This is a genomic window from Pseudomonas sp. Q12-87 (genome assembly GCF_001269755.1).
Lineage (GTDB): Bacteria > Pseudomonadota > Gammaproteobacteria > Pseudomonadales > Pseudomonadaceae > Aquipseudomonas > Aquipseudomonas fluorescens_S.
Genome location: NZ_LHVI01000034.1, coordinates 233,843 through 255,278 on the forward strand (window position 1 = coordinate 233,843; position 21,436 = coordinate 255,278).

Here is a 21,436-nt window from a genome sequence, read left to right on the forward strand (position 1 = left end):
ATTTTATTGGCAGCCGGCATCAAGTTTTTACCTGTTCGAGTTGGCTAAAGACCAACAGTAACGATTATTCTCACAACGAAACGAGGGGCCACGAGCCGCTCAGGTGTAGTTTTACTACTCGTCTATACATTCGAAAGGCTGAAACGGCCGACGATTTGTAGTAAAACTACACGCCGCCGAAACAACCCTTCGGCAATCCAAGAATTTATATCGTCTGCCCACAAGGCCAGTCGCAAACTCAGGCAACCGATTCTGGTAGCCTTTCCGCCCTGGAGCAAGCCATGCAAGACCTCGATCCCGTCGAAACCCAGGAATGGCTGGACGCCCTGGAATCGGTTCTCGACAAAGAAGGCGAAGACCGTGCTCATTATCTGATGACCCGTATGGGCGAACTCGCGACCCGCAGCGGTTCGCAACTGCCCTACGCCATCACCACGCCGTACCGCAACACGATCCCCGTTACCCACGAAGCACGCATGCCTGGCGACCTGTTCATGGAACGCCGCATTCGCTCGCTGGTACGCTGGAACGCGTTGGCCATGGTCATGCGTACCAACCTGAAAGATTCTGACCTGGGCGGTCACATCTCCAGCTTCGCCTCCAGCGCGACGCTGTATGACATCGGCTTCAACTACTTCTTCCAGGCCCCGACCGACGAACACGGCGGCGACCTGATCTACTTCCAGGGTCACGCATCGCCAGGCGTGTACGCCCGTGCGTTCATGGAAGGTCGTATCACCGAAGACCAGATGAACAACTTCCGCCAGGAAGTGGACGGCAACGGCCTGTCCTCGTACCCGCACCCTTGGCTGATGCCTGACTTCTGGCAGTTCCCGACCGTTTCCATGGGCCTGGGCCCGATCCAGGCGATCTACCAGGCACGCTTCATGAAGTACCTGGAAGCTCGCGGCTTCATTCCGGCCGGCAAGCAGAAAGTCTGGTGCTTCATGGGCGACGGCGAGTGCGATGAGCCGGAATCCCTGGGCGCGATCTCCCTGGCCGGCCGCGAGAAGCTGGACAACCTGATCTTCGTCATCAACTGCAACCTGCAGCGCCTCGACGGCCCGGTTCGCGGCAACGCCAAGATCATCCAGGAACTCGAAGGCGTGTTCCGTGGCGCCCAGTGGAACGTCAACAAAGTCATCTGGGGCCGTTTCTGGGACCCATTGCTGGCCAAGGACGTCGACGGCATCCTGCAGCGTCGCATGGACGAAGTCATCGACGGCGAGTACCAGAACTACAAGGCCAAGGACGGCGCGTTCGTCCGTGAGCATTTCTTCAACTCGCCTGAACTGAAGGCGATGGTTGCCGACTTGTCCGACGACGAGATCTGGAAACTGAACCGTGGCGGCCACGACCCGTACAAGGTCTACGCGGCGTACCACCAGGCGGTCAACCACAAAGAGCAACCGACCGTTATCCTGGCCAAGACCATCAAGGGTTATGGCACCGGTGCCGGCGAAGCGAAGAACACCGCGCACAACACCAAGAAGGTCGATGTCGACAGCCTGAAGTTGTTCCGCGACCGCTTCGACATTCCGGTCAAGGACAGCGAGCTGGAAAACCTGCCGTTCTTCAAGCCTGAAGAAGGCAGCGCCGAAGCCCGTTACCTGGCCGAGCGCCGTGCCGCACTGGGCGGTTTCGTGCCGCAGCGTCGTGCCAAGAGCTTCAGCATCCCGACGCCGCCACTCGAGACCCTCAAGGCGATCCTGGACGGCTCGGGCGACCGTGAAATATCCACCACCATGGCCTTCGTGCGGATCCTCGCGCAGCTGGTCAAGGACAAGGAAATCGGCCAGCGCATCGTCCCGATCATTCCGGACGAAGCCCGTACCTTCGGCATGGAAGGCATGTTCCGTCAGTTGGGCATCTACTCGTCCGTCGGCCAGCTCTACGAGCCAGTCGATAAAGACCAGGTGATGTTCTACCGCGAAGACAAGAAGGGCCAGATCCTCGAAGAAGGCATCAACGAAGCGGGCGCCATGAGCTCCTTCATTGCCGCCGGTACTTCGTACTCCAGCCACAACCAGCCGATGCTGCCGTTCTACATCTTCTACTCGATGTTCGGCTTCCAGCGCATCGGCGACCTGGCCTGGGCCGCCGGCGACAGCCGTACCCGTGGTTTCCTGATCGGCGGTACCGCCGGCCGGACCACCCTGAACGGTGAAGGCCTGCAGCACGAAGACGGCCACAGCCACATGCTGGCCGGGACCATCCCGAACTGCCGCACCTATGATCCAACCTACGGCTACGAGCTGGCGGTGATCATCCAGGACGGCATGAAGAAGATGACCGAAGAGCAACAGGACGTCTTCTACTACATCACCGTGATGAACGAGTCCTACCAGCAGCCAGCCATGCCGGCCGGCGTGGAAGCGGGCATCGTCAAGGGCATGTACCTGCTCGAGGAAGACACCCGCGAAGCAGCGCACCACGTCCAGTTGATGGGCTCCGGCACCATCCTGCGCGAAGTGCGTGAAGCCGCGAAGATTCTGCGTGAAGAGTTCAACGTCGGCGCCGACGTCTGGAGCGTCACCAGCTTCAACGAACTGCGTCGCGATGGCCTGGCCGTGGAGCGCAGCAACCGCCTGCACCCTGGCCAGAAGCCAAAGCTGAGCTATGTCGAAGAGTGCCTGAACGGCCGCAAAGGTCCGGTCATCGCCTCTACCGACTACATGAAGCTGTTCGCCGAGCAGATCCGCCAATGGGTTCCTTCCAAGGAATTCAAGGTGCTGGGCACCGACGGTTTCGGCCGTAGCGACAGCCGCAAGAAGCTGCGTCACTTCTTCGAAGTCGACCGTAAGTTCGTTGTGTTGGCAGCCCTGGAAGCCCTGGCTGACCGTGGCGATATCGAACCCAAGGTGGTGGCCGAGGCCATCGCCAAGTTCGGCATCGATCCAGAAAAACGCAACCCACTGGACTGCTGAGGAGAATTTTCGTGAGCGAACTCATTCGCGTACCTGACATCGGCAGCGGTGAAGGTGAAGTAATTGAACTGTTTGTGAAGGTCGGCGACCGTATCGAAGCTGACCAGAGCATCCTGACACTTGAATCGGACAAGGCCAGCATGGAAGTGCCTGCGCCGAAGGCCGGTATCATCAAGAGCCTGAAAGTGAAGCTGGGCGATCGCCTGAAAGAAGGCGACGAACTGCTGGAGCTGGAAGTCGAGGGCGCCGCTGCGGCGCCTGAAGCGGCCGCGCCTGCGCCAGCCCCGGCAGCCGCTGAGAAGCCGGCCGCCGCACCGGCCGCCGAAGCCGCCCCAGCTCCAGCCGCTGCACCTGCCGCTGCCACCGTCCAGGACATCCATGTCCCGGACATCGGCTCGTCGGGCAAGGCCAAGATCATCGAAGTATTGGTCAAGGTCGGCGACACCGTCGAAGCCGACCAGTCGCTGATCACCCTGGAATCGGACAAGGCCAGCATGGAAATCCCATCGCCGGCTGCCGGCGTGGTGGAAAGCATCGCGGTCAAGCTGGAAGACGAAGTCGGCACTGGCGATTTCATCCTCAAGCTGAAAGTAGCCGGTGCCGCCGCACCGGCCGCTCCCGCCCAGGCCGCTGCGCCTGCCGCCAAGGCTGAAGCCGCTCCGGCTCCGGCTGCCGCGCCAGCCGCCAAGGCCGAGGCGGCTCCGGTTGCCGCCGCGCCTGCTCCAAGCGGTGCCAAGGTGCACGCCGGTCCTGCGGTGCGTCAGCTGGCCCGTGAATTCGGCGTCGAGCTGTCCGCCGTCGGCCCGAGCGGCCCACACGGTCGCGTGCTGAAGGAAGACGTGCAGGCCTACGTCAAGGCCATGATGCAGAAGGCCAAGAACGCACCGGCCGAAGGCGCCACCGGCGGCGCGGGTATCCCGCCAGTCCCGGCAGTGGACTTCAGCCGCTTCGGCGAAATCGAAGAAGTGGCCATGACTCGCCTGATGCAAATCGGCGCGTCGAGCCTGCACCGCAGCTGGCTGAACATCCCGCACGTGACTCAGTTCGACCAGGCTGACATCACCGAGCTGGAAGCTTTCCGCGTTGCGCAGAAAGCCGTGGCCGAAAAGGCCGGCGTGAAGCTGACCGTTTTGCCGCTGCTGCTCAAGGCCTGTGCGCACCTGCTCAAGGAGCTGCCGGACTTCAACGCCTCCCTGGCGCCAAGCGGCAAGGCTGTGATCCGCAAGAAATACGTGCACATCGGCTTCGCCGTCGACACTCCGGAAGGCCTGCTGGTACCGGTCATCCGCAACGTCGACCAGAAAAGCCTGCTGCAATTGGCTGCCGAAGCAGCTGCCCTGGCCGAGAAGGCCCGCAGCAAGAAGCTCAGTGCAGACGACATGCAAGGCGCCTGCTTCACCATTTCCAGCCTCGGCCACATTGGCGGCACCGGCTTCACGCCGATCGTCAACGCGCCGGAAGTTGCGATCCTCGGTGTCTCCAAGGCCACCATCCAGCCTGTCTGGGACGGTAAAGCGTTCCAGCCAAAGCTGATGCTGCCGCTGTCGCTGTCCTACGATCACCGTGTGATCAACGGCGCCGCCGCCGCACGCTTCACCAAGCGTCTGAGCGACCTGCTGGGCGACATCCGCACCATCCTGCTGTAACACCGGGCGGCCCTCCCTCGCGGAGGGCCATTCGGACCACTGTTTTCCGAGCGCCACGCTCGTACCTCAACCCCGTCCATTTGGCGGGGCTTTTTTTGCCTGGAAAAAAGCCTGACATCAGAACCAGGCCATTCACCAGACAACTTTCCTACTTCCCCCCGCATGAATGACTACACCGCCTGTTAGTCATTGCCCACAAACTGCGCCCCCTCCCCCTGCGATATTTATTCTGCGCCGAGCTTTAGCATCCATCGATCAAGGCAACTAACTGCTTTGTAAAACTGAATATCGAATGGATTCGAATATGTTCAAGCCTACCGTCGGCCCCATTATCGGCCACACCACAACAGATCACTGTCGAATTTTTCTGCGAGGCGACTATGCCGACAACTTGGTATTTGCCGGCGTTCGCCATAGGCGCCAAGGCGATACAACGTGGTCGAAGGGACACTTTGTTCAATTGAACGCCCATCGCGACATGTCCGATGTCATCGTCTTGAATGGTCTTCAAGCCGATACGCTTTATGAATACCAGGCGGGCTGGTTCAGTCTCTTGAGCCCGACCCATACCGTGGAAACCATTGCGGAGCTGCCGCTGCAATGGCCCCGGACAACTTACCGTCTGCGCACGCAATCCGGCGCAGCCGATACACCGCGGGCCTATGTTGTCGGCTCTTGCCGTTATCTGCGGATCACTGGCGGCGTGCCGTCGTTGCCGGGGCTGGGGGACCGGACGTTTGCCGGCATCAATCGTCTGGTGGAAAAGGCCAACCCGCCAATCAGCGCGATATTAATGACTGGAGACCAGGTTTATCTCGACGACTTGAACGTTGTCGCGCCGGACCGAACCTATAAGAATATTCTTTTCAAATACCGCACGGCCTTTACCCAACCGCATATCAGCAAGTTGATGTCCAGCGTACCGACCTACATGATCCTTGATGATCATGAAATCGAAGATAACTGGCCGGCCAATAAAACCAGTCGCGATGCCGTGTTATATGCGAACGCCATGCAAGCCTATAGGATTTATCAAGCCAGCCATGGCCCTGCTCATGAACATTCAGAGGATGGCTTAAATAAATCACTGAAACACTACTGGTACCGATTGAGTCATGGCGATATTGAATGGTTCGTCACCGACAGCCGGACACAACGCAACCTGGCGGCAGACGATCGACGCATTCTCGATGAAGAACAGGAGCAAGCCCTGCTCGAATGGCTCATCAACAGCCGTGCCCGGGTCAAGCTCATCGTGACCAGCGTCTTGTTCTACCCCGACAGCAAGCACAATGACGCCGACGCCTGGCAGGCGTTCCCGGACCAACGCCTGCGTGTTCTGGAAACCCTGCGTCGCCATGGGATCAAGAACGTGTTTTTCGTGACGGGTGACATCCATGGTTCGATGACCTGTCGCTTGCGTCACAGCCAGGATCCTGATTTCGAAGTCAACACCATCATTTCCTCGCCGTTTTGCAACAGCAAGCTGCTGCCTTATGCAAAAGCGGCGGATTTTGTTTTCGACGCCCCGATCGCTCGCACGCAAAGCGGCGAATATCACAGTGAACTGACCAGCAAGGTGCTCGGACAGGATAACTTCGCGCGGCTGTATATCACGGCGCAGAGCGTTCAAGTCACCTTCCACGACCGTGACGGCCTGGCCTTGCAGACCGTCGATATCCCGCTGCGCTGACAGGCGCAAGCACCAGCCATGCCCTCTGATCGGCCGGCGACTGAAGAAATCCGGTTGTCGGCCGATAAAAGGTTTATAGCACTTGGCCTTCATGTCTCTTGTCAGCCAGTGCCGCAATGATGCAACCTTGCGGCAATCCGTAATAACGAGGGCGTCAGCCCGGCGCGATCAGCATTTTCGAAGCGAGTTTCCCCATGAAAAGCCAACCCGATGCCGCCAGCCGTATGGCGGCCGAGGTAGTGACGCAGTTACCGGTGCCCGCGCGGCTCGGTATGCTGCGTTTCGAACGGCTGAATGAAGCAAGCTGGGCGCTGTTATTCCTCGATCCCAATTGCGAGCGATACTTCGGCCTACCAGCGGTAGAACTGTGCTCGCTGGTCAGCTCGCCCTACGCCAGCCTGATGGAACCGCAGGCTCGCTATCAATTGCACGACGCTATCCAGCAACAACTGGCCCAGGCTTCGCATTACCAGATTCGCTACACGCTCCACACCGCCAAAGGGCCGATGAACCTGCTGGAAACGGGCGAGGCCTACAAACAGCACAATCGGCATCTGCTGCGCGGCTATCTGTTGGTCGTGGACAATGTGCTCGAAGACGAGCCGTCCCTGCCGGCACTGGATCTGGAAACCCAGAACTCACGACTGCAGATCGCCCTGGAACTGAACCAGCGCGCGCAGCAGGAGCAGCTCCAGCACCTGGACCGGGTGCGCGCTCAACAGGACCTGATCCTGCTGCTGACCCGCCAACGCTACAGCGCCAACAACTCCCTGCTGGAAGCGGCCGAACTCATTACCCGCAGCGCCTGTGACATCTACCAGATCGACTGCGCCAGCCTGTGGAACCTGGAAGACGGCAAGCTGGTGCCGATTTCCGCCTACAACCAGGCAACCCAGGCGTATTTCCTGCCGGCGGTGATTAACGCCGACGAGTTTCCCGACTACATGGAAGCGCTGCAGACCTGCCGCGCCATTGATGCTCACAACGCAATGCGCGACCCGCGCACCCGCGAAATGGCCGAGAACCTTCGCGCCCGCGATGTCAACGCCATCCTTGACGCCAGCGTGCGTATCGATGGCCAAGTGGTGGGCGTCCTGTGCCTGGAGCAAGTGGGGGTTACCCGCGCCTGGCAGTCGGATGAGATCGCCTTCGCCGGCGAACTGGCGGATCAGTTCGCGCAGGTCATCAACAATCACAACCGACGAACGGCCACCAGCGCCCTGCATCTGTTCCAGCGCGCCGTCGAACAGAGCGCCAATGCGTTCCTGCTGGTCAACTGCGACGGCGTGGTGGAGTACGTCAACCCGAGCTTCACGGCGATCACCCAGTACACCACCGAGGAAGTCCACGGCCAGCGCCTGTCTGAATTGCCGGCCCTGGAGAATCTCAGTGAACTGCTGTTCGATGCGCCGTCGGCGCTGGCCCAGAACAACAGCTGGCAGGGCGAGTTCAAGAGCCGGCGCAAAAACCTGGAACCCTACTGGGGCCAGTTGTCGATTTCCAAGGTCTATGGCGATAACCGCGAGCTGACCCATTACATCGGCATCTACGAGGACATCACCCAGACCAAGCTGGCCCAGCAGCGCATCGAGCGCCTGGCCTACACCGACAACCTGACCAACCTGGGCAACCGCCCGGCGTTCATACGCAACCTCGATGAACGCTTCGCCCGGGACAGCGATTCGCCCATCAGTCTGTTGTTGGTGGACATCGACAACTTCAAGCGCATTAACGACAGCCTTGGCCACCAGACCGGTGACAAACTGCTCATCAGCCTGGCCCGGCGCCTGCGCAACAGCCTGAGCCCCAGCGGCAGCCTGGCGCGGTTCGCCAGTAATGAATTCGCCGTGTTGCTGGACGACACGGACCTGGAAGCCGGGCAGCAAGTGGCCAGCCAGTTGCTGATGACCCTCGACAAGCCGATGTTCGTCGACAACCAACTGATCAGCGTGACCGGCTCCGTGGGCCTGGCCTGCGCGCCGCTACACGGGCGCGATCCCCAGACCCTGATGCGCAACGCCGGCCTGGCCCTGCACAAGGCCAAGGCCAACGGCAAGCATCAGGTCCAGGTGTTCACCGAAGCGCTGAATGCCGAAGCCAGTTACAAGCTGTTCGTCGAAAACAACCTGCGTCGCGCCTTGACCCAGAACGAGCTGGACGTGTTCTACCAGCCCAAGCTGTGCCTGCGCAGCGGCCGCTTGCTGGGCATGGAGGCGTTGCTGCGCTGGAACCATCCGGACAAGGGCATGATCCGGCCGGACCAGTTCATCAGCGTGGCTGAAGAAACCGGCTTGATCATCCCCATCGGCAAGTGGATCGCCCGCCAGGCGTGCCGCATGAGCAAGCAATTGACCGCCGCCGGGCTGGGTAACCTGCAAGTGGCGATCAACCTGTCACCCAAGCAGTTTTCCGACCCGGACCTGGTTGCCTCCATCGCCAGCATCCTCAAGGAAGAACAGCTGCCCGCCCGGTTGCTGGAACTGGAACTGACCGAAGGCTTGCTGCTGGAAGCCACCGAAGACACCCATTTGCAGCTCGACCAGCTCAAGCGCCTGGGGCTGACCTTGGCCATGGATGACTTTGGCACCGGTTACTCCTCCTTGAGCTACCTGAAAAAATTCCCGATCGACATCATCAAGATCGATCGCAGCTTCATCCATGAAATTCCGGATAACCAGGACGACATGGAAATCACTTCGGCGGTGATCGCCATGGCCCACAACCTGAAGCTCAAGGTCGTGGCCGAAGGCATCGAAACCGCCCAGCAGCTGACCTTCCTGCGCCGTCACCGTTGCGATGTCGGCCAAGGCTATCTGTTCGATCGGCCGATTCCCGGCGCGGAACTGATCGAAAAGCTCAAGCGCTACCCGCGCGGACCGCTTGTCTGAAGCAGCCGCTTATAGCTTGCGGCGGCTTTTCTGAGGCACACTGACGGTCTTATTCGCTCAACTCAATCTGACTGAGAGGACTGATGATGGCCTTGCGCTCGGAAATCCTGGTGAACAAAAACGTGCTCCCAACTCAAGAACAGGCTTTGCCTGGCCGTGAAACGCCTATGGCCTTGCCGGAAAAACACTTCGTCCACGACGTGCCTCTGTTGGGCCCGTTCTCCAATACGGTCGAGTTCGCAATCTTCGGCCTGGGCTGCTTCTGGGGCGCGGAACGCAAATTTTGGCAGCGTGAAGGCGTGGTCAGCACAGTGGTGGGTTACGCGGGAGGCTTTACGCCGAACCCGACATATGAAGAGGTCTGCTCGGGCCTGACCGGCCACAGCGAAGTGGTGCTGGTGGTCTACGAGCCGGAGAAGGTCAGCTACGAACAACTGCTGGCCATGTTCTGGGAACTGCACAACCCGACCCAGGGCATGCGCCAGGGTAACGACATCGGCACCCAATACCGTTCGGTGATCTATTGCACCACCCCCGAACAGCTCGACGCAGCGAACAAGAGCAAAGCCGTATTCCAGGCTGAACTGATCAAGGCTGGCCTCGGAGAAATCACCACCGAAATCGACCAGGCGCCGACGGTTTACTTCGCCGAGGCGTATCACCAGCAATACCTGGCGAAAAATCCTGAAGGGTACTGCGGGATTGGCGGTACGGGCGTGACCTGCCCAATCTGATGGTTTTGCCCTGAAAGGCTTCGCGAGCGAGCTCGCTCCCACAGTGACCGCATTCCTCCAGAACATTCAGTCCAATGTGGGAGCTAGCTAGCTCGCGATGGCGCCCCAGCAGGCGCCATCAACTCTCAGCAATCAGCCAATCCATCTGCCACCCGCCCTGGGTCTGCCCCAGTTTTTTCGACAACCACGGCAGCAGCTCACGCAACTCTTCCTCCAGCCCCCACGGCGGATTGGCAATGGCCAGGCCGGAGCCGTTCAGACTGTTGGGCGTGGCCAGCGGATGCACCAGCAATTCGACACGCAACAGCTTCGGCGCGCCGGTGCCGGCCAAGTCCTGGTAGAAACGGCGCAGCATGCGCTGGTCTTTCACCGGGTACCAGATCGCCGCCACTGTCTGGCGCATCCGACCGATGGCTTCCTTGAGGGAAGCGGCGCAGCGCTGCATCTCGTCCAGTTGCTCAAAGGGCGGATCGATCAGCACCAGGGCACGCTTCTGCGCCACCGGCAGCAGCGCCCGGGGCACATGCCAGCCTTCGCCCAGGTGCACCGCCACGCGACGGTCGCCCTTCATGTTGTCCTTGAGCAGCACGCCGTCTTCAGGGTGTTTTTCGTTGAGCAGCACGCGGTCCTGGGGCCGGGTCAGGCGCCGCGCCAGTTCCGGTGAACCGGGGTAATAGCGCAATTGCCCATCCGGGTTCATCTCGTGCAGCACTTTCATGTAATCGGCGGTCAGCGGCGGCAGATCGCTCGCGCCCCATAACCGCGCGATACCTTCCAGGTACTCGCCGGTACGGTTGGCCTGATCCCCCTGCAGGTCGTACAGCCCGATCCCGGCGTGAGTATCGAGGTAGGCCAGGGGCTGGTCCTTGCGCGACATCAGGGCGATGAGGCGGGTCAAGGTCAGGTGTTTGAACACATCGGCATGATTGCCGGCGTGGAAGGCGTGACGATAATTCATGGCGGCTCCTGCGAAGGGCGACGAGTTTACCCTGAAGTGCGTTCAACGTCAGGGGGTCGCAGCCGAGCGGAGGGCTGTGCGCGAAGCTCAACCAACTCCTGCGTCAGATACGCCAGTAATGGCGCCCTCGGCGCCGGGACCAACCCGGGCGTCTCGACAAAATGCAGGATCTTGCGCCGCAGGATGCGTTCATCGACCCGCTCGAACAGGTCTGGATGCTCCTCGCTCAACCACCCAAGCAGATTATTCAACAGGGCGTCGGTCGAACGCTCGGCCAATGCCTGGAGCACCCCGTCAGGCACTTGCCACCATGGAAACGCCCGAGCCGGCCGTCGGGCGTTGCCCACCACCTCAAGCGATTGCCCGTTTATCAGGCAGCGGCTGACGACCGGCAAAAGCTGACCGGCATCAACGTCGGCCGCTTGCAGGATCGGCAGCACAAAACACCCGTCCCAAAACCGGAAAAAAACCGACCGGCCACCCGGCAATAGCACCTGCGTGAGCCCGCGCAGATGCTCGGCAAGGGTTTGCTGGCTTACCGAGGCCACCGCCAGCCACCCCCAGTCGAGCGAGTCGGTCGACGCTATCCAGTCGAGGAATTCACTGTCGGGGCTGACAGAGGCGACATAGGGCATGACCGATTCCCACTCGGCATAAGGCGTATCGGCCCAAATTGGACTTGGCGCAAGCGTCATCGAACGCCTCCAGGCCGGCAACGGCTCGGCGGCGCTGGCGTTGCCGAGAATCGCGAAAAGCTGCTCTGACGCTTGCAGAGGATGATCCTGTAGCCAGGCGCGGGGCGATTGACCGCCACTCATGACCGGCCTCGCAGGTCGACCGCTGGGCGGGCGGTTGGCGGCATAGGGCAAACGCCGCTCCGGCAACGCTCACACTCCTCACAGAACGGCGCCTGGCCTTGCAGGCTGAGCATTTGTGCGAGGGATAGGCGGGGCAGCGACGCAGCCAACGGTTTTCCAGCACTGCCGGAAGCCGCGCTCATGGCCGCCATCGGCCCACCGCCGACCTGGATTGGTACGCTACTGAAAATCCCGCCCGCGCCGATATTGATCCAATGCCCGCCGGCCTGGATGGTCGCGCTGACACCTGCATCCAGCACAACCTGCTGACCGGCACTGACGTGAAACTGCTGGCTGGCGCTGACGGCCTGGCTGTTCACGCGGATATGCCGCTCGCCGGTCACCAGCAAATGATCGTCTTGCCTGACTTCCGCCTGGCGCCGGCCATGGGTAATACGCTGCTCATCGGCCTTGAGCTCATGCCGCGCCGTACCGGTAACCACGATGCTGCGCTCATGATCGACCTGCACCCGCAGGTCATGCAGCACATGCTGGGTCCAGTTGCGCTGGGCCCGCAGGTAGATCTCTTCGGCGCCCTGGCGATCCTCGATGCGTAATTCGTTATAGCCGCCTCCGCCAGGGCTGCTCTGGCTGCGCAAGATGCTGCGGGTCTTGTCCGCTGGCAGGTCCAGCGGCGGCGGATTGGCACCATTGGGCAAGCAGCCCACCACCACGGGTTTGTCCACGTCACCGTCAATAAATCCGACCAGCACTTCCATGCCGACCCGGGGAATCATCACACCGCCATAACGATCATGGGCCCAACCGGAGGCGACCCGCAGCCAGCAACTGGAATGCTCGTCACGCTTGCCGTCGCGATCCCAGATCAGTTGCACCTTCACTCGTCCGAACTCGTCGCAATGGATCTCGCTGTCGACAGGCCCGGTTACCACCGCCAACTGATAGCCATGGGCAGCCGGCTTTTGGTGGCGCAAAGGTGGGCGATAGAAAACCTGCCATGGCGTGGCCATGAACGTATTGCTGTAGCCCTGGAAACCGTCCGGGCCGCCAGGCGCCGTTTCTTCCAGGACCTGGGGCTGACGGCCATGGTGGGTGACCTGCGTGAGCAGCCAGAGATCATTGCACTGTGCCCGAGGGTGCCCGTGAACAGGCAGGAAATGCCCGCTGACCAATGCACGTTGATCGCTGTCGCCCTCGGCCAGGCGGTAGTCGGCCACGTGGCGCTCGAGTGCGCGCCGGGTCAGGTGACGGCCATGATCACGGTCGGAAAACTGGCCCGGATAGCGATAATCCTCCAGCACCGGTTGCTGCTGATTGTCGAGGTTGGCCTGGAGCGACAGGCCAGGCTTGCGGAAGTCATAGTCGCGCCGCGTCACGGCACTGGTCCGGGCCTGGAGCCGCACCGACAGGCGCCTGATCGCCGGTTCGTCGGCAACCATGCCGCTGCCCGGCAGATACAGGGTCGACTCGGTCAAACGGGGAAACTCCGTCTGGTCGTCGCCGAACACCAGCAAATGGCCGCGGGGGCTGTGCCTGAAATGGTAATGGATGCCCACCTCGGCGCAAATCCGCTCGATGAACGCCAGGTCGCTCTCGCCGTACTGCACGCAATACTCGCGCTCAGGGTACTGCCCGCGCAGGCTGAACTGGAACGCATCACCCTGGATGCCGTGATCCTTCAAGATCCGCTCGACGATGCCGGGCACGGTCAGGTGCTGGAAAATCCGCTGGTTGATGCGATGGCGCAGATAGGCCAGGCGCGGCACCAGGCGGATCTGGTAACGGTTCAGGCGTTTGCCTGAGTCCCCCTGGGCCACGCTATAGACCTGGCCGTGCACGCCATGCCCCTGGTCGTCGAAAGCCAGGTACGCCTGGCGGTGCAGAAGCTCTTCCAGTGGCAAGTCGGAGCGCTCGCTGACCAGCTCCACGACAAACCGATAGGGCTGGCTGATGGCTTCCTTGCCCTTGAACTCAAATACCCGGAATTCACTTGGCTCGCTGTCGAGGGTCAGCGTGAAACTGGGTTGGTTGGCAGGTGCGAACATCCGATGTGCCTCTGCTGAATGAAGGCGAGCGATTCTGCATGAGTGCCCGAGGGAGATGATCGACGCTCATGAAAAACAGATTTGCCTTACATGCTGAACGCCAAAAGCCGCGGCACGTGCTGTATTTTCCGATAGACATTCCATGCACCGTGACCACCGGAAACCTTCGTACATATCAATCAGCAAGGTCTTACAACGTGACGAGGCTCGGACCGCAACAGGGCGTGCTAACGTTCCTGGCTCGGAAAAAGCAAAGGACGCGACGCATGACCATTCGCTACGCAAAGATCGCCATGACCCTGGCGCTCGCCGCATTCGCCTTCCTGACCGTGTTCAACAACATCACGGACTATGGCTCCAACTTCAATTTCGTCCATCACGTGCTGAGCATGGACACCACCTTCCCTGACAACGCCGCCCGGTACCGCGCCATCGACCAGCCATGGCTGTGGCACAGCGCCTATTGGTCGATCATTTTCGGCGAAGCGGCGACGGCCGGGCTGCTGGGTTACGGCGCGCTGAAGCTGTGGCAGGCGCGCAAGGCCGAGGCCAAGGTGTTCGAACGCGCCAAGGGATGGACCGTGGCTGGTTTGACGGTGGGCTTCTTCGTCTGGTTCTTTGGCTTCATGGTTGTCGGCGGCGAATGGTTCCTGATGTGGCAGTCAGACACCTGGAATGGCCAGGACGCCGCGTTCAGGTTCTACATGGCGATCCTCGGCGTGTTGATATTCCTCAACCAGGCGGACCCCGACAGGGCATGAGTGGCCAGAGCGTTGCGGAGGCTCTTCCGCCCGCGCGCTCCAGCGTTGAAATCCATACATCAAAACAAGATCCGGAACTTCAGGAATCATCATCGATGACACATTCCTCGCTTTTTGCTGCGTGTTTGATCGCGGTCTTCTACCTTTGCCCCCGCGCAGAGGCTCAATTGATCTGGGATGGCGACGCTGCCAACCCCATCGGTAAGGAAAAAATCTTCCTGAACGCCGTAAGCGAATGCCCGGCCCCGTCCAGCATCACCGTGACCGACGATGCCGTCCGGGGCAAAGCCTGGCTGTTCCACAAGAGCGCCGGGGAGCCCCGCTGCGAGGCACGCAGCATAAGAACCGGCCCCAATCACACCCCTTATGTATTCGAGCAAGACAAAACCTACTTCATCGGCTGGTCATTCAAGCTGAATGACACCCACAGCAATCATCACCCCTTCCAATGGAAGTCCTATGAAACAGGCCATCAACAAAACTATCCGTTTCTGATGAATGCCAAGGACGGCTACTTGAGACTGTTCTACTACGGCACGCCAGACGATATCTCCGGCGTGATCTGGACCAAGCCCATTGAGCCGTTCAAATGGTATTGCGTCGTGTTGGCCATCCATACGTCCAATCAATCGGCCCGCGGCTGGGCAGAGCTGTGGTTCGAGGGTCAAGTGCAGACATTCAGCAATGGCCTGGAGCGATTTTTCGGTAGGACCTGGGACGGTGCGAACAGGAGTGCAAACGAGCCTAAATGGGGTGCCTATAACAAGCACCAGCCGGGCGTCATGGAAGATGTCAAAAACTACATTTCCGGTCTGAAAATAGGCACCACCTATGAAGATGTAGAACAGACCTGTAATTGACGCACCCATAAAAAACGGCCCGTCTCCATGGGAGACGGGCCGTTTTGGTCAAGCCCTCAAGCGAGCCATCAAGGCCTCGCTGAAAACCTTACTGGTTCAGGCGGAAATCTTTTTCAGCCGCTTCGAAGCGCTGCAGCATACCGGCGGTAGGCGAGCCCATCTTGCTGACGAAGTAGATGGCCAGGCTGGCGAAGATGAAGCCCGGGATGATTTCGTACAGGCCCAGCAGTTCGAAGTGCTTCCAGACGATCACGGTGATCGCACCCACGAGGATGCCGGCCAGCGCGCCGTTACGGGTCATGTTTTTCCAGATCACGGAGATCAGGACAACAGGGCCGAACGCAGCACCAAAACCGGCCCAGGCGTAGCTCACCAAGCCCAGCACACGGTTTTGCGGGTTGGCGGCCAGGGCGATGGCGATCAATGCCACCAACAGCACCATGGCGCGGCCGACCCAAACCAGTTCCAGCTGGGAAGCGCTTTTACGCAGGAAGGTTTTGTAGAAGTCTTCGGTCAGGGCACTGGAGCACACCAGCAACTGGCAGCTCAAGGTGCTCATCACCGCCGCGAGAATCGCCGACAGCAACACACCGGCAACCCACGGGTTGAACAGCAGTTTGGCCAGCTCGATGAACACGCGTTCATGGTTTTCGCTGACGGGACCGGCCACTTCCGGGTGCGCCGAGAAGTAAGCGATGCCGAAGAAACCGACGGCCACGGTGCCGCCCAGGCACAGGATCATCCAGGTCATGGAGATGCGACGAGCCTTGGCGATCGACTTGACCGAATCGGCCGCCATGAAGCGCGCCAGGATGTGCGGTTGGCCGAAGTAGCCCAGGCCCCAACCCATCAGCGAGATCACACCGATGAATGTGGTGTTTTTCAGCATGTCGAAGGCCGAAGGATCTTTCGCTTCGATGGCCAGGAACGTGGTGTCCACGCCGCCAGTCGCCAGCAGCACGATGATCGGCGTGAGGATCAGCGCGAAGATCATCAGGGTGGCTTGTACGGTATCGGTCCAGCTCACGGCCAGGAAGCCACCAACAAAGGTGTAGGCAATGGTCGCGGCGGCACCGGCCCACAGCGCGGTCTCGTAGGACATGCCGAAAGTGCTTTCGAACAAACGGGCGCCGGCCACGATGCCGGAGGCACAGTAGATGGTGAAGAACACCAGGATCACCACGGCAGAGATGATCCGCAGCACGCCGCTTTTATCTTCGAAACGGCTGGAGAAATAATCCGGCAGGGTCAGTGCGTCGCCGTTGTGCTCGGTCTGCACCCGCAGGCGACCGGCCACGAACAGCCAGTTCAGGTAGGCGCCAACGATCAGGCCAATGGCGATCCAGCTTTCCGACAGGCCGGACATGTAGATAGCGCCAGGCAAACCCATCAACAACCAGCCGCTCATGTCGGAGGCACCGGCGGACAGCGCCGTCACCACGCTACCGAGGCTACGGCCGCCCAGGATGTAGTCGGAAAGGTTATTGGTGGAGCGATAAGCCATCAGGCCGATCAGGACCATGGCTGCGATGTAGATCACGAAAGTGATCAGGGTGGGATTGCTAACACTCATTGAATTACGCCCTGGCTTTGTTTTTATGTAGCGGTGGCAGTTGAAAGCGCCGACAACACAGACGTTGTAGCGACGATTTGCAGTCCCGCGAATTTATGACTGATGTTTCCCCAGGAAAGCCATCAGCCGATGCCCCTCGGTTACGAACCGGTTGCACCTTGGCCGCGAATGCTATTCAACAAATGAAATGAGGTGCAACCTGTTTCGCTCGAATCAGTTGCACCTGATCGGTTTTCTCCCGAAAACTGTGTTTTTTGCTCCCTTTTAGTGCAGTTCGCACGCCCGACTTATCAGTTAAAGCACTAAGGCAGTGCAGGCTCGACAGCCCCTCACCCGCTTCCTGATGAACAGCCGGTCATTTCGAGAAAAAAAGGGTTGCACCCGGTTGCACCTCGTTCAGCGCGCAGCTAATCTTGCCGCCAGCTGATGCCACGCCATACGTGGCAAACATGAGGATAAAAATATGGCTACCACCACCCTCGGGGTCAAACTCGACGACCCGACCCGCGAACGCCTCAAGGCGGCCGCAACCTCGATTGATCGCACGCCTCACTGGCTGATCAAGCAGGCAATTTTCAATTACCTGGAAAAACTCGAGGGTGGTGCAACCCTGACCGAGCTGAACGGTTCGACCCGTGCCGACAGCGATGACGCAGGCGAGGTCCAAGTCGACCACGCTCACCAGTGCTTCCTGGAGTTTGCCGAGAGCATCCTGCCGCAATCGGTCCTGCGCGCCTCCATCACCGCTGCTTACCGTCGACCGGAGCCGGAAGTCGTGCCGATGCTGATCGAGCAGGCCCGCCTGCCGGCGCAAATGGCCGAGGCCACCAACAAGCTGGCGGCTTCGATTGCTGAAAAACTGCGTAACCAGAAGAGCGCTGGCGGCCGTGCAGGCATTGTCCAGGGCCTGCTGCAGGAATTTTCCCTGTCTTCCCAGGAAGGCGTGGCGCTGATGTGCCTGGCCGAGGCACTGCTGCGTATCCCGGACAAGGGCACTCGCGATGCGCTGATCCGCGACAAGATCAGCACCGGCAATTGGCAACCACACCTGGGCAACAGCCCGTCGCTGTTCGTCAACGCCGCCACCTGGGGCTTGCTGCTGACCGGCAAGCTGGTCGCCACCCATAATGAAGCAGGCCTAACCTCCTCCCTGAGCCGGATCATCGGCAAGAGTGGCGAGCCGATGATCCGCAAGGGCGTCGACATGGCCATGCGCCTGATGGGCGAGCAGTTCGTCACCGGCGAAACCATCGCCGAAGCCCTGGCCAACGCGAGCAAGTTCGAATCCAAGGGTTTCCGTTATTCCTACGACATGCTGGGTGAAGCCGCGCTCACCGAACATGACGCTCAGAAATACCTGGCCTCGTACGAACAAGCCATTCATTCGATCGGCAAAGCCTCCCATGGTCGTGGGATTTATGAAGGCCCGGGCATTTCCATCAAGCTTTCGGCCCTGCACCCGCGTTACAGCCGCGCCCAATACGAACGTGTCATGGACGAGCTGTACCCGCGCCTGTTGTCGCTGACCCTGCTGGCCAAGCAATACGACATCGGCTTGAACATCGACGCCGAAGAAGCCGACCGCCTCGAACTGTCCCTGGACCTGCTCGAGCGCCTGTGCTTCGAGCCGCAGTTGACCGGCTGGAACGGCATCGGCTTCGTGATCCAGGCGTACCAGAAGCGTTGCCCGTACGTGATCGACTATGTGATCGACCTGGCTCGCCGCAGCCGTCATCGCTTGATGATCCGCCTGGTAAAAGGCGCGTACTGGGACAGCGAGATCAAGCGCGCCCAGGTTGAAGGCCTGGAAGGCTATCCGGTGTACACCCGCAAGGTGTACACCGACGTGTCCTACATTGCCTGCGCCCGCAAGTTGCTCTCGGTGCCGGAAGTCATCTACCCGCAATTTGCTACGCACAACGCCCATACCCTGTCGGCCATTTATCACATCGCCGGTCAGAACTATTACCCGGGACAGTACGAATTCCAGTGCCTGCACGGCATGGGCGAACCGCTGTACGAACAAGTTGTAGGCAAGGTTTCCGAAGGCAAGCTGAACCGTCCGTGCCGTGTGTACGCCCCGGTGGGGACCCACGAGACGCTGCTGGCTTACCTGGTTCGTCGCCTGCTGGAAAACGGCGCGAACACCTCGTTCGTCAACCGTATCGCCGACCAATCCATTTCCATCCAGGAATTGGTGGCCGATCCAGTGGCCAGCATCGAGCAAATGGCAACCCTGGAAGGCGGTTTCGGCCTGCCGCATCCGCGCATCCCTCTGCCGCGCGACCTGTACGGCAGCGAACGCGCCAACTCCAGCGGCATCGACCTGGCCAACGAGCATCGCCTGGCCTCGCTGTCGTGCGCCCTGCTGGCCACCGCCCATAACGACTGGAAAGCCGTGCCGATGCTCGGCTGCGCCGCCAGCGAAGAAACGCCGCTGCCGGTGCTGAACCCGTCCGATCAGCGCGACGTGGTTGGCCATGTACAGGAAGCTACGGTCGTCGACGTCGACAATGCTATCCAGTGCGCCCTCAATGCAGCGCCGATCTGGCAGGCCACGCCGCCGGCCGAACGTGCTGCGATCCTGGAGCGTGCCGCCGATTTGATGGAAGGCGAGATCCAGCCACTGATGGGTCTGCTGGCTCGCGAAGCCGGCAAGACCTTCGCCAACGCCATCGCCGAAGTGCGTGAAGCCGTGGACTTCCTGCGCTACTACGCGGTGCAGGCACGCAACGATTTCACTAACGACGCCCACCGCCCATTGGGCCCGGTGGTCTGCATCAGCCCATGGAACTTCCCGCTGGCGATTTTCAGTGGCCAAGTGGCCGCTGCCCTGGCCGCCGGTAACCCGGTGCTGGCCAAGCCTGCTGAGCAGACGCCGTTGGTGGCCGCCCAGGCGGTGCGCCTGATGCTCGAAGCCGGCATCCCGGAAGGTGTGCTTCAATTGCTGCCGGGCCGTGGCGAAACCGTGGGTGCCCGCCTGGTCGGCGACGATCGGGTCAAAGGCGTGATGTTCACCGGTTCCACCGAAGTCGCTCGCCTGCTGCAACGCAACATCGCCGGTCGCCTGGACAACCAGGGCCGTCCGATCCCGCTGATCGCCGAAACCGGTGGCCAGAACGCGATGATCGTCGACTCTTCGGCGCTGACCGAACAAGTGGTCATCGACGTGGTGTCTTCGGCGTTCGACAGCGCTGGCCAGCGTTGCTCGGCCCTGCGCGTGCTGTGTCTGCAAGAAGATTCCGCCGACCGCATCATCGAAATGCTCAAGGGCGCCATGGCTGAATCGCGTCTCGGCAACCCTGAGCGCCTGTCCGTGGACATCGGCCCGGTGATCGACGCCGAAGCCAAGGCCAGCATCGAAAAACACATCCAGGCCATGCGCGACAAAGGTCGCACCGTGTACCAGATGGCAATTGCCGACAGCGACGAGTGCAAGCGCGGCACCTTTGTAATGCCGACGCTGATCGAACTGGAAAGCTTCGACGAACTGCAACGGGAAATCTTCGGTCCGGTGCTGCACGTGGTGCGCTACAAGCGCAAGGAACTGGATCAATTGATCAGCCAGATCAATGCCTCCGGCTATGGCCTGACCTTGGGCGTCCACACGCGCATCGACGAAACCATTGCCAAAGTGATCGACAACGTCCATGCCGGCAACGTCTATGTGAACCGCAACATCGTCGGTGCCGTGGTCGGGGTACAGCCGTTCGGCGGCGAGGGCCTGTCGGGCACCGGCCCTAAAGCCGGTGGTCCGCTGTACCTGTACCGCCTGCTGTCGACCCGTCCTACCGATGCGATCCAGCAATCCTTCGTCCGTGGCGATGCCCTGACAGCACCGGACCTGCGCCTGCGCGATGCCATGAGCAAACCGCTGACCGCCCTGCAAGCCTGGGCCGACAGCCAGAAGCTGGCCGAACTGAGCGCCCTGTGCGTGCAGTTCGCGGCCCAATCGCAAAGCGGCATCACCCGCCAACTGACCGGCCCGACCGGTGAGCGCAACAGCTACGCCATCCTGCCGCGTGAACACGTGCTGTGCCTGGCCGACGTCGAAGGCGACCTGCTGACGCAACTGGCCGCCGTACTGGCCGTGGGCGGCTCGGCCGTGTGGCCGGAAACCGACACCAGCAAAGCCTTGTTCGCACGCTTGCCGAAAGAGATTCAGGCACGCATCCAGCGGGTGTCCGACTGGGCCAAGGACGATGTGCTGTTCGACGCCGTCCTGCATCACGGCGACTCGGACCAACTGCGCGGCGTTTGCCAGCAAGTGGCCAAGCGCGCCGGCGCCATCGTCGGGGTCCATGGTCTGTCCCAGGGCGAAACCAACATTGCGTTGGAGCGCCTGGTGATCGAGCGGGCCCTGAGCGTCAACACCGCTGCGGCGGGTGGCAACGCCAGTCTGATGACGATCGGCTAAGCGCTGTAGACCAGGCACCTGCAATGGGTGCCTGGCAATCGAGTCCTGTGGGAGCGGGCTTGCTCGCGAAAGCGGTGTATCAGTCGCAATTGATTGGCTGACCAACCGCTTTCGCG

The 21,436-nt window shown here is 60.7% G+C and carries 12 protein-coding genes; 8 read left to right on the forward strand and 4 right to left on the reverse strand.

Annotated elements, in window-relative coordinates; genetic code table 11:
* Positions 1-281 precede the first annotated feature (281 nt).
* The 5 genes from aceE to msrA all read left to right on the forward strand — a co-directional run bounded on the left by aceE (position 282) and on the right by msrA (position 9,888).
* Positions 282-2,927, forward strand: a complete 2,646-nt coding sequence (gene aceE / locus AD663_RS25485) for a pyruvate dehydrogenase (acetyl-transferring), homodimeric type (RefSeq protein ID WP_053214736.1) — start codon at positions 282-284, stop codon at positions 2,925-2,927.
* An 11-nt stretch (positions 2,928-2,938) separates the two neighbouring features.
* On the forward strand, positions 2,939-4,573 hold the full coding sequence (aceF, locus tag AD663_RS25490; RefSeq protein WP_053214737.1) for a dihydrolipoyllysine-residue acetyltransferase: 1,635 nt from the start codon (positions 2,939-2,941) through the stop codon (positions 4,571-4,573).
* Between the two features lie 304 nt (positions 4,574-4,877).
* A complete protein-coding gene (locus tag AD663_RS25495; RefSeq protein WP_053214738.1) occupies positions 4,878-6,266 on the forward strand; it encodes an alkaline phosphatase D family protein in 1,389 nt (462 codons plus the stop codon).
* A gap of 194 nt (positions 6,267-6,460) precedes the next feature.
* On the forward strand, positions 6,461-9,154 hold the full coding sequence (locus AD663_RS25500) for a bifunctional diguanylate cyclase/phosphodiesterase (protein ID WP_053214739.1): 2,694 nt from the start codon (positions 6,461-6,463) through the stop codon (positions 9,152-9,154).
* 86 nt (positions 9,155-9,240) lie between these two features.
* Entirely contained in the window at positions 9,241-9,888 is a 648-nt protein-coding gene (gene msrA, locus AD663_RS25505) for a peptide-methionine (S)-S-oxide reductase MsrA (protein WP_003186534.1), read from the forward strand.
* A gap of 118 nt (positions 9,889-10,006) precedes the next feature.
* Here the strand turns inward: msrA and AD663_RS25510 are convergent, their stop codons facing one another.
* From AD663_RS25510 to AD663_RS25520, 3 genes are read right to left on the reverse strand one after another with little or no spacing between them, the layout of a single operon-like run.
* A complete protein-coding gene (locus tag AD663_RS25510) occupies positions 10,007-10,846 on the reverse strand; it encodes a 23S rRNA (adenine(2030)-N(6))-methyltransferase RlmJ (protein WP_003186535.1) in 840 nt (279 codons plus the stop codon).
* Positions 10,847-10,872: 26 nt separating this feature from the next.
* On the reverse strand, positions 10,873-11,664 hold the full coding sequence (locus AD663_RS25515; protein ID WP_053214740.1) for a DUF4123 domain-containing protein: 792 nt from the start codon (positions 11,662-11,664) through the stop codon (positions 10,873-10,875).
* Positions 11,661-13,709: a type VI secretion system tip protein VgrG gene (locus AD663_RS25520; protein WP_053214741.1), complete on the reverse strand. Its 2,049-nt coding sequence runs from the start codon at positions 13,707-13,709 to the stop codon at positions 11,661-11,663. The genes AD663_RS25515 and AD663_RS25520 overlap by 4 nt, the downstream gene beginning before the upstream one ends.
* Before the next feature lie 266 nt (positions 13,710-13,975).
* Between AD663_RS25520 and AD663_RS25525 the strand changes: the two genes are divergently transcribed.
* Entirely contained in the window at positions 13,976-14,470 is a 495-nt protein-coding gene (locus tag AD663_RS25525) for a DUF2165 family protein (RefSeq protein WP_003186538.1), read from the forward strand.
* Positions 14,467-15,330: a heparin lyase I family protein gene (locus tag AD663_RS25530; RefSeq protein ID WP_083455202.1), complete on the forward strand. Its 864-nt coding sequence runs from the start codon at positions 14,467-14,469 to the stop codon at positions 15,328-15,330. Before AD663_RS25525 ends, AD663_RS25530 begins: the two co-directional genes overlap by 4 nt.
* Before the next feature lie 88 nt (positions 15,331-15,418).
* Here the strand turns inward: AD663_RS25530 and putP are convergent, their stop codons facing one another.
* The gene (putP, locus tag AD663_RS25535) at positions 15,419-16,903 is read right to left on the reverse strand and encodes a sodium/proline symporter PutP (RefSeq protein ID WP_053214743.1); all 1,485 of its coding nucleotides are present in this window, start codon (positions 16,901-16,903) and stop codon (positions 15,419-15,421) included.
* Between the two features lie 463 nt (positions 16,904-17,366).
* Here putP and putA point away from each other — a divergent pair, with 463 nt between their 5' ends.
* The gene (gene putA, locus AD663_RS25540) at positions 17,367-21,320 is read left to right on the forward strand and encodes a trifunctional transcriptional regulator/proline dehydrogenase/L-glutamate gamma-semialdehyde dehydrogenase (protein WP_053214744.1); all 3,954 of its coding nucleotides are present in this window, start codon (positions 17,367-17,369) and stop codon (positions 21,318-21,320) included.
* Positions 21,321-21,436: the final 116 nt, after the last annotated feature.

Bases quoted from the DNA above. Each gene is read 5' to 3' on its own strand.
- aceE (WP_053214736.1), top strand. From the start codon at position 282: ATGCAAGACCTCGATCCCGTCGAAACCCAGGAATGGCTGGACGCCCTG.
- AD663_RS25495 (WP_053214738.1), top strand. From the start codon at position 4,878: ATGTTCAAGCCTACCGTCGGCCCCATTATCGGCCACACCACAACAGAT.
- AD663_RS25500 (WP_053214739.1), top strand. From the start codon at position 6,461: ATGAAAAGCCAACCCGATGCCGCCAGCCGTATGGCGGCCGAGGTAGTG.
- msrA (WP_003186534.1), top strand. From the start codon at position 9,241: ATGGCCTTGCGCTCGGAAATCCTGGTGAACAAAAACGTGCTCCCAACT.
- AD663_RS25510 (WP_003186535.1), bottom strand. From the start codon at position 10,846: ATGAATTATCGTCACGCCTTCCACGCCGGCAATCATGCCGATGTGTTC.
- AD663_RS25515 (WP_053214740.1), bottom strand. From the start codon at position 11,664: ATGAGTGGCGGTCAATCGCCCCGCGCCTGGCTACAGGATCATCCTCTG.
- AD663_RS25520 (WP_053214741.1), bottom strand. From the start codon at position 13,709: ATGTTCGCACCTGCCAACCAACCCAGTTTCACGCTGACCCTCGACAGC.
- AD663_RS25525 (WP_003186538.1), top strand. From the start codon at position 13,976: ATGACCATTCGCTACGCAAAGATCGCCATGACCCTGGCGCTCGCCGCA.
- AD663_RS25530 (WP_083455202.1), top strand. From the start codon at position 14,467: ATGAGTGGCCAGAGCGTTGCGGAGGCTCTTCCGCCCGCGCGCTCCAGC.
- putP (WP_053214743.1), bottom strand. From the start codon at position 16,903: ATGAGTGTTAGCAATCCCACCCTGATCACTTTCGTGATCTACATCGCA.
- putA (WP_053214744.1), top strand. From the start codon at position 17,367: ATGGCTACCACCACCCTCGGGGTCAAACTCGACGACCCGACCCGCGAA.